General features: G+C 59.0%; 6 protein-coding genes. 3 read left to right on the forward strand and 3 right to left on the reverse strand.

Going from position 1 to position 8,060, the window contains the following annotated elements:
- Nucleotides 1-68 precede the first annotated feature (68 nt).
- Together NW857_RS05955 and aroB are read right to left on the reverse strand one after the other, a co-directional pair.
- Complete coding sequence (locus tag NW857_RS05955) at nucleotides 69-1,076, reverse strand: aspartate-semialdehyde dehydrogenase (protein WP_414334194.1); 1,008 nt, start codon at nucleotides 1,074-1,076, stop codon at nucleotides 69-71.
- 35 nt (nucleotides 1,077-1,111) lie between these two features.
- Complete coding sequence (gene aroB / locus NW857_RS05960) at nucleotides 1,112-2,236, reverse strand: 3-dehydroquinate synthase (protein ID WP_414368306.1); 1,125 nt, start codon at nucleotides 2,234-2,236, stop codon at nucleotides 1,112-1,114.
- Nucleotides 2,237-2,438: 202 nt separating this feature from the next.
- Here aroB and NW857_RS05965 point away from each other — a divergent pair, with 202 nt between their 5' ends.
- The 3 genes from NW857_RS05965 to dnaN all read left to right on the forward strand — a co-directional run bounded on the left by NW857_RS05965 (nucleotide 2,439) and on the right by dnaN (nucleotide 7,178).
- The gene (locus NW857_RS05965) at nucleotides 2,439-2,669 is read left to right on the forward strand and encodes a DUF4327 family protein (protein ID WP_414334190.1); all 231 of its coding nucleotides are present in this window, start codon (nucleotides 2,439-2,441) and stop codon (nucleotides 2,667-2,669) included.
- Nucleotides 2,670-2,819: 150 nt separating this feature from the next.
- On the forward strand, nucleotides 2,820-5,102 hold the full coding sequence (locus tag NW857_RS05970) for a RelA/SpoT family protein (protein WP_414334189.1): 2,283 nt from the start codon (nucleotides 2,820-2,822) through the stop codon (nucleotides 5,100-5,102).
- 717 nt (nucleotides 5,103-5,819) lie between these two features.
- A complete protein-coding gene (gene dnaN, locus NW857_RS05975; RefSeq protein WP_414348229.1) occupies nucleotides 5,820-7,178 on the forward strand; it encodes a DNA polymerase III subunit beta in 1,359 nt (452 codons plus the stop codon).
- A gap of 67 nt (nucleotides 7,179-7,245) precedes the next feature.
- On the opposite strand, the gene NW857_RS05980 is transcribed toward dnaN, so the two are convergent.
- A partial coding sequence (locus tag NW857_RS05980; RefSeq protein ID WP_414368308.1) for an AAA family ATPase occupies nucleotides 7,246-8,060 on the reverse strand: 815 nt, incomplete at its 5' end.

Raw genomic sequence — 8,060 nt, forward strand, 5'->3', positions numbered from 1 at the left:
GTCACGTTGAACAGCACGCAGGCGGCTCCTGTTCAGGCCGGGCCTGTTACTTGGACAGTGGTGGTGAACTAGTCCTTCAAAAGCAGCTCGGCAATTTGAATGGCGTTGAGGGCTGCTCCTTTGCGGATCTGATCCCCGCACAGCCACAGCTCTAGGGCTTTGGGCTCGGAGATGTCCTGGCGGAGGCGGCCCACGGCCACTTCGTCTTTGCCGGCTACATCAATGGGCATGGGGAAGCGGTTGCGTTCCCAATCTTCGATGAGCACCACCCCAGGAGCCTGGGCCAGAATTTGTCGGGCCTTTTCCACCGGGAAGGGCTGCTCGAACTCCAGGTTGAGGGCCTCGGCATGGGTGCGCAGCACCGGTACCCGCACGCAGGTAGCCGTCAGCCGTAGGTGGGGGGATCCCATAATTTTGCGGGATTCGTTGACCATCTTCATCTCTTCCTGGCAGTAGCCGTTTTCTTGCAGGGGGCTGTTGTGGAGGAAGAGGTTGAAGGCAATGGGATAGGGGAACACCTGCGGCTGCAACGGTTGGCCTTGCAGGTAGGCGCGGGTTTGCTCCTCTAGCTCCACCATGGCGCGGGCCCCGGCCCCGCTGGCGGACTGGTAGGTGGCAGCCACCACGCGGCGCAGCGGGATGTGGCGATGCAGCGGGTAGATGGCCACGCACATTAGGATGGTGGTGCAGTTGGGGTTGGCGAGGATCCCCTGGTGGCGAAAGGCTTCTTGGGGGTTGACCTCCGGCACCACCAGCGGGACATCGGGATCCAGGCGGAAGGCGCTGGAGTTGTCGATTAGCACTGCCCCTGCCTCGACGATGGCCTTGGCCCAAGTTTTGGAAACACTCGCCCCGGCAGAGGCCAACACCAGATCCAGACCCCGAAAGGACGCTTCTGCAACCGGCTCCACCGGGATCCGTTCTCCCTTGAAGGTCAAGTGGGTGCCCGCCGAGCGGGGCGAGGCCAACAGCTTCAGCTCTGCCACCGGAAAGCGGCGCTCTTCCAGCAGCTTTAGCAGCTCCATTCCTACGGCTCCTGTGGCCCCCAAGATGGCTACCCGTTGTTGCCGTCCCATGCTTTCTTGTCCTCAGGTCTTCCTAATTCTAGGGTTCAAGAGGTTCCTGTCATTGCGGCCAGAGCGGCCTGCACATCCGCCAGCTCAACTTGATCGGTCAGCTCCGCTTGGCCAATCCGGCGGGGCAGAACGAAGCGGATCCGCCCTTGCTTGACTTTTTTGTCTGCCTGCAGCGCCTGCAGCACCGCCTCCCAAGGGATCCCGGCGGGCCAGTGGCTGGGCAGCCCTGCCCTTTCGATAAGGCGTCGCTGCCGCTCGGCCTCAGTCGCGCTCCACCACCCCAGGCGACGGGCGATCTCCCCCGCAGCCACCATGCCGATGGCAACGGCCTCCCCGTGCAGGTAGCGGCGGTAGCCGGTAACGGCTTCCAGGGCATGGCCGAGGGTGTGGCCGTAGTTGAGGATGGCCCGCAGGCCCCCCTCTCGTTCGTCCTGTTGTACCACCCAGGCTTTGCACTCGGCACAGCGGCGCAGCAGATAGTGCAGGTCGGCGGGAGCAAAGTCGGCATAGCGGCTCAGCTTGGGCCGGTCTTGCAAAAACTCAAACAGGTCGGCAGCCTGGATGACGCCGTATTTGATCACTTCCGCCAGGGCAGAGGTAAATTCCCGCCGGGGCAAGGTCTGCAACACCGTTGGATCGATCCACACCAGGCGCGGCTGGTAGAAGGCCCCAATTAGGTTTTTCCCGCCGGGATGGTTGACGCCGGTCTTGCCGCCGATGGCCGCATCCACCATGGCCAAAAGCGAGGTGGGCACCTGCACCCAAGGGATCCCGCGCAGCCAGGTGGCGGCAGCAAACCCCACCATATCCCCGATTACCCCGCCTCCCAGGGCCACGAGGGTGGAAGAGCGCTCCAGGCCAAAGCTCAAGGCAGCATCGTAGATCTTGGCCACGGAGCGCAGGGTCTTGTAGCGCTCGCCGGCGGGCAACAGAAAAAGATGAGCGGCAAACCCGGCTTGCTGCAACCCTTGCATCAACTTTTCGGCAAAATGCTTGGCAATACCCGGATGGCTCACCACCAGCACCTTGCCGGCTAGCCCCAAAGCTCGCATCTGGGATCCCAACTGGCTGAGGCTGTGGCCGCCGGAACCTGCGGGGGACTGGATGAGAATGTCGTAGGAGCCGTGGGGAAGCTTGACAGGGATCAGACAGGGATCCATAGGTGCTGCTGTTGGAAGGGTTGGGATCCAGTGTGGCATGGTCTTTCAGGCAGGTGCGGGTTATCCCTACAGTTATCTGCACTACAAAGTTGTATCTCTTGCTACGAAACGAGACCCAGTTCTATGATGGAGATGGCCAGGCAAGTCCAGATTCCTTCTGGCCCTCCGGTGCATCCCATTCATCCCACCTGTAGGTTAAGCCATGCCCACTTTACAAGCCACCCACTATGCGGTTGAGGCTATTCAGGAGGAAGCTCGTCGCCTCATCCGGGAGGGGGTTCTGCGCCGCTCTGAAGCCATTTCCCACCTGCAGCCTTTTTTCCCACAGCGGGAGTGGCAGGCAATTGCCCAGGAGTTGGAGCTGCAAGACTACTGCCCCTCGGATCCCCTCTGCGATTTAATCGGCGATTGCGAGGAATGGGGCGAAGACTAATCTCGCTCTGCTGAGGATAGCCAGCAGGCAGCGTCGGCGGCTTGCCGGCGCTTCGCTTTTTATCCGGTATTTTTTCTCTCTCCAATCTGTTGGCGGTCGAGCTGGATGAACTATAGTCAGTAATTAAACATCCTGTTTCTCCGGGTTCACATGGGTCAGACTGCTGTCCTTGCCACCTCAGATAGAGGTCTTGACCTAAACAGCCTCGACTTTGAGGTGCCGGGATGGCTGCGCGCTTTGCTTTCCGGTGCTGAGGATCCCGGCGATGGGCTGCGGCCCTACACGGCTGAAGAAGCCGATCTGCTGCGCCGTGCCTTTGAGTTTTCCTATTGTTTGCATCAGGGCCAAAAACGCAAATCAGGGGATCCCTACATTGCCCATCCAGTAGCCGTGGCTACGCTCCTGCGAGAGCTGGGGGGAGATGCGGTGACGGTGGCAGCGGGCCTTTTGCACGATGTTGTCGAAGATACAGAGGTCACCCTAGAGGCGCTGGAAGCCGAATTCGGCTCAGAAGTTCGTCTACTGGTAGAGGGAGTTACCAAACTTTCTAAGTTCAATTTCTCCAGCAAAACCGAGCAGCAGGCCGAAAATTTCCGCCGCATGTTTGTGGCCATGGCCAAAGACATTCGAGTCATCGTGGTCAAGCTGGCGGATCGCTTACACAACATGCGCACGCTGCAGTACCTCTCCCCCAGCAAGCAACGGCAAATTGCGGCCGAAACGATGGAAATTTTTGCCCCTCTGGCCAACCGACTGGGGATCTGGCATTTCAAGTGGGAGCTGGAAGACTTGGCTTTTAAGTATTTGGATTACGAAGCCTACCGAAAGATCCAGGAATTGGTCAACGCCAAGCGCGCCGAGCGAGAGGCGGAGATCCAAGCTTTTATCGAAGAGCTGCGTCAAAACCTCATCCAAGCGGGGCTGGAACATTTTGAGATCAGCGGGCGGCCCAAACATCTGTACAGCATCTACCGCAAGATGCAGCAGCAGCGCAAAGAATTTCACGAGATTTACGATCTCTCGGCAGTGCGGGTAATCGTGCAGACCAACAGCGAGTGCTATCGGGTGCTGGCGGTCGTTCACAACTGCTTCCGCCCTATCCCTGGGCGCTTCAAAGACTACATTGGCTTGCCCAAGGCCAATCGCTACCAATCTTTGCATACGGCGGTGATCGGCCCGCAGGGAAGACCGGTGGAGGTGCAGATCCGCACCGAAGAGATGCACCGCGTGGCCGAGTACGGGATCGCCGCCCACTGGAAGTACAAGGAGGCTGGCAGCACCACCGTTAGGCCGGACGAGGAGCGCTTTACCTGGCTGCGGCAGCTACTGGAGTGGCAAAACGACCTCAAAGACGACAAAGAGTATCTGGAGACCATTCGCGAGAACTTGTTTGAGAGCGAGGTTTACGTTTTCACGCCCAAAGGGGATTTGCTGGCTTTGCCGCAGGGATCCTGTCCGGTGGACTTCGCCTATCGCATCCACTCCGAAGTTGGGGATCACTGTGCGGGGGCGCGGGTCAACAACAAGATCGTGCCTTTGGATACCCGCCTGCGCAATGGGGATATTGTGCAGATCATCACGCACAAAAATGCCCATCCCAGCTTGGACTGGATCAATTTCGTTGCCACCAGCTCGGCCCGCAATCGCATTCGCCAATGGTTTAAGCGCTCGAATCGCGAGCAAAACATCGCCCGGGGTCGGCATTTGCTGGAGCGGGAGCTGGGCAAAACGGGCTTTGATGCCCTGCTCAAATCCGAGCGGATGCAAAAGGTGGCCGAGAAGCTCAACTACGCCAGCGTAGAGGATTTGTTGGCGGCTCTCGGCTATGGCGAGACAACCCCCACGCTGGTGCTCCATCGGCTACAGGAGGTCAGCAAACCGGCAGTCTCTCCCCCCACAGAGGCAGGAGCGATCGAGGGATCCAAGCTGTTGTTGCCGCGGCCTGGGGCGGCTTCTGGCTCCCGCAAATCCCAGTCCCCCATTTTGGGGGTGGAGGGCCTGAAACACCAGTTGGCCAAGTGTTGTAACCCGCTGCCCGGGGATCCGATCTTGGGCGTGGTCACCCGCTTCAAAGGCATTAGCATCCATCATCGGGACTGCCCGCGGGTGGCCCAGGTTTCGGGAGAACGCTTGGTGCCGGTGCGCTGGAATGAAGAGCAACTGCAGCAAAATGCTCAGATTTACCCGGTAGAACTGCATCTGGAAGTCATCGACCGCGTCGGGGTGTTGCGGGATATCCTGTCCCGCCTGTCGGATCAGAGCATCAATGTTCGCAACGCCAAGGTACAAACTTTTGCCAACCGCACTGCCCTGATCGATCTCTGTATCGATGTGCGCGACAAAAAGCAACTGACCCAAATTCAGAATCAACTGCGCCAGCTTTCTGACGTGCTCGTGCTGCGCTCCCGCCATTACCAGAATGGATCCCGTTGACCTACACCTGACCCTCCGCTGCTACGGGTTCTTGACGCCATCCCCTCGCAACTGGATCCCCTGCTCTGGGTCAGGTGTTGTCCCGTCCCGATCCCTACCGCCTTTAGTCTTGGCTGTCCTGCCAAGAGTACCTGCAAGCTCACCGGCAGCCAAGCAGAGCCGATCAAGCCAAAAGACAAGATCCAGGCTCTCTTCGCCAGCCTGTGGAAAAGCTGTGGAAATCCAGCGAAGCCTGCCCAAGCTCCGGTGGAGTCCCCAGCCATATTTAGGGGGAGGACTCACTACGTTAGGGGATCTCACGCTGATCGTGTGTTAAATTTTATGAATTTGTCAGGAAATAGCAACATTTGCATCCCTTCAGCCTGTGGAAAACCTGTGGAAAAACCCCAAAAACCTGTGGAAAACCTGTGGAAAAACCCCCCAAGTTATTAACAGGTATAAATACCCTGTGGAAAAACGGCCAAGTTATCCACAGTTTTTCCACAGGTGGGGAATAAGCTCAAAGGCTGATGGCGCAAGGGGTTGGCGATCACTTTCCACAGTTTCCACAGCCCCTACTACTACTAGATCAAAAAATTAAATTAGATAGGGATCGTGGTTTCTAGCTTGATCCCGCGCGCGCGAGAAAATTTTTTTTGCAAAACTCGTCTTGGCAAGGCAGGATCCGATCGGGGCAGTCGGTGTAGGATGTGCCTGTGCAGCCCTCAAGTGCTCCCCATGGTGCAAGCTCAACGTCCTGTGGATCGAGAACTGGAAACCGAGTCGTTCGCGCTGGCCCGGCGCAGCGGCAAGGCTGGCGGCCCCTATGGTGGGGAGAGCCGCTTTGATGAGGCTGCCGACCTGTCCCAAAATGGCTTCAGCTTTACCTGTGAGCAAGCCGATCTCAGCCACCACCTCGCTTCCGTTGGACGAGCGGTTGCCAGCCGCCCTGCCCTGCCGGTTTTGGCCAATGTCTTGGTGGAGGCGAGCGGGGAAACTCAACGGGTTGCCCTGACCGCCTTTGACTTGAACTTGTGTATTCGCAGCGAGTTCGAGGCGCAGGTGAAGGGATCCGGTCGCATCACTCTGCCTGCCAAGTTGCTCGGCGATATCGTCAGCCGTCTGCCCAGCGGCCCGATGAGTCTTAGGGTGAGCAACCAAGCCCAGGAGGGTGCCCCTGTGATTCTCACGTCGGCAGCCGGCCAGTACCAAGTGCGGGGCATGTCGGCTGAAGAATACCCCACCTTGCCGGAGATACCGCTTCGTGCCGCCGCTGCGGATGGCGATCTGGCGGGGCAGGAAGGCGCAGCAGCTCAGGCCCTGGAGCTGCCCATCGAGAGCCTGTTGCAAGGGATCGGCCAAACCCTCTTTGCGGCCTCTGGGGATGAGACCAAGCAGGTGCTTACGGGGGTTCATGTCAAGCTCTTGGCGGGGGATCCCCCTTGCTTAGAGTTTGCGGCCACCGACGGGCATCGTCTGGCCATGGTGCAGGTGGAGGCAGACGGGATCCCGGTGGTGGCCAACCTGGGGTTGGATTTCACCATCCCTGCTCGTACTTTGCGAGAGTTGGAGCGCATCCTCGCCGCACAGACTGCGACATCGACGGTGGAATTGCGGTTTGACCGATCCCAGGTGCAATTTGTTCTGCCCCCTGGCGCCCAGTGCCAACAGCGGATCACCAGCCGCCTGTTGGAAGGCCAATATCCCGACTACAATCGCCTGATCCCGCGGCAGTTTGAGCGGCATGTGACCCTGGAGCGTCGGCCTTTGATCGAGTCCTTGGAGCGGGTGGGGGTGCTGGCTGCCCAGCGGAACGACATCATCAAGTTCAGCCTTTCTGAGGCAACCCAAACCCTACGCATCAGCACCGAGGCGCCCGATGTGGGCAGTGGCGAGGAATCTCTGCCGGTACAGATGTCCGGCCCTGACCTGGAGCTGGCTTTTAATGTGCGCTACCTGCTGGACGCCCTTAAGGTGTTTCAGACCCAGCAGGTGAGCCTGGAGCTGAACGGCGCCACCCAGCCGGCCATCTGGAAGCCGATTGGAGCGACGCGCCTCTGCTATTTGGTCATGCCGGTTCAACTGCGGGCTACCTAGCCCACCCAAGCCCGACCCAAGTCGAAGATTGGCCCCAGCGGCTAAACCAGGTAGATGCCGACACAGCTCAAACAAAGCGGTGGGTAAACTCTTGGATCAAGTCCACCCGCCCTTTGCGCAAAACGGCCGGATCCAGGCGCTCGGTCGTGTTGCAGGTCATCAACACCACCAGCCTCTGCCTGCAGTCGAGATAATCGGGATCGAGCACGCTTTGGTGAAGGGTGCCATCCAGCAGGCTGAGGATGCGTTCGGTTTTGGTGCTCTGCTGGGCCACCTCGCTGGCTCGGTCTTGGGCGAGGTTATCGGCTTCGTTGATGATCAAGCAGACCCGCTCCAGGTAGGGGGGCGCGATGAACTCCTGTACGGCTTCGTGATCCAAGATAAACACCACATAGCCCAGGGGCACCAGCAGCTCGTGGGCCACCGCTTGCGTCCAGGCCGTTTTACCCGTACCTGGGATCCCGTGCACCAAGACCGCCAATCGCTCCTGCTGTAGAATCTGCTGTTGAACTTGATCGGTAAAGGCCTGAATTTCAGCGGGAAAAGAACTGATTGGATAGGGGCTGTAGACTTGCCCGATCCGGCTTTGGTAGCCGCTCACCATCACCGCCAGATTGTAAGTAACCTTGCGAATTAAGGGCCTGAGATCCACGCCCAGCAGGGTGTAGCGGCGACGGTTGTGATAGGCGGTCTGAACTTGCAGCCAAATCTGGTGCTCTGGCCAGAAGGCATAGGTGGTGCCCGGGCTGCTGATTTCCTCCCAACTGCTGAAACGCTCGACCGGATAGTAGAAGTAGCGCTCCATATAGAATTGCACGATCTGCGCCGGTCGCCCCAGATGCGCCAAAACTCTGAGAACGGTCATTTCCTGCAGGCGCCTTA

It is taken from the genome of Synechococcus sp. H55.9, from assembly GCF_047462355.1.
Lineage (GTDB): Bacteria > Cyanobacteriota > Cyanobacteriia > Thermostichales > Thermostichaceae > Thermostichus.

Excerpts from the sequence above, each read along its gene's own strand:
- NW857_RS05970 (WP_414334189.1), top strand. The coding sequence starts at position 2,820 with ATGGGTCAGACTGCTGTCCTTGCCACCTCAGATAGAGGTCTTGACCTA.
- aroB (WP_414368306.1), bottom strand. The coding sequence starts at position 2,236 with ATGGATCCCTGTCTGATCCCTGTCAAGCTTCCCCACGGCTCCTACGAC.
- dnaN (WP_414348229.1), top strand. The coding sequence starts at position 5,820 with ATGGTGCAAGCTCAACGTCCTGTGGATCGAGAACTGGAAACCGAGTCG.
- NW857_RS05965 (WP_414334190.1), top strand. The coding sequence starts at position 2,439 with ATGCCCACTTTACAAGCCACCCACTATGCGGTTGAGGCTATTCAGGAG.
- NW857_RS05955 (WP_414334194.1), bottom strand. The coding sequence starts at position 1,076 with ATGGGACGGCAACAACGGGTAGCCATCTTGGGGGCCACAGGAGCCGTA.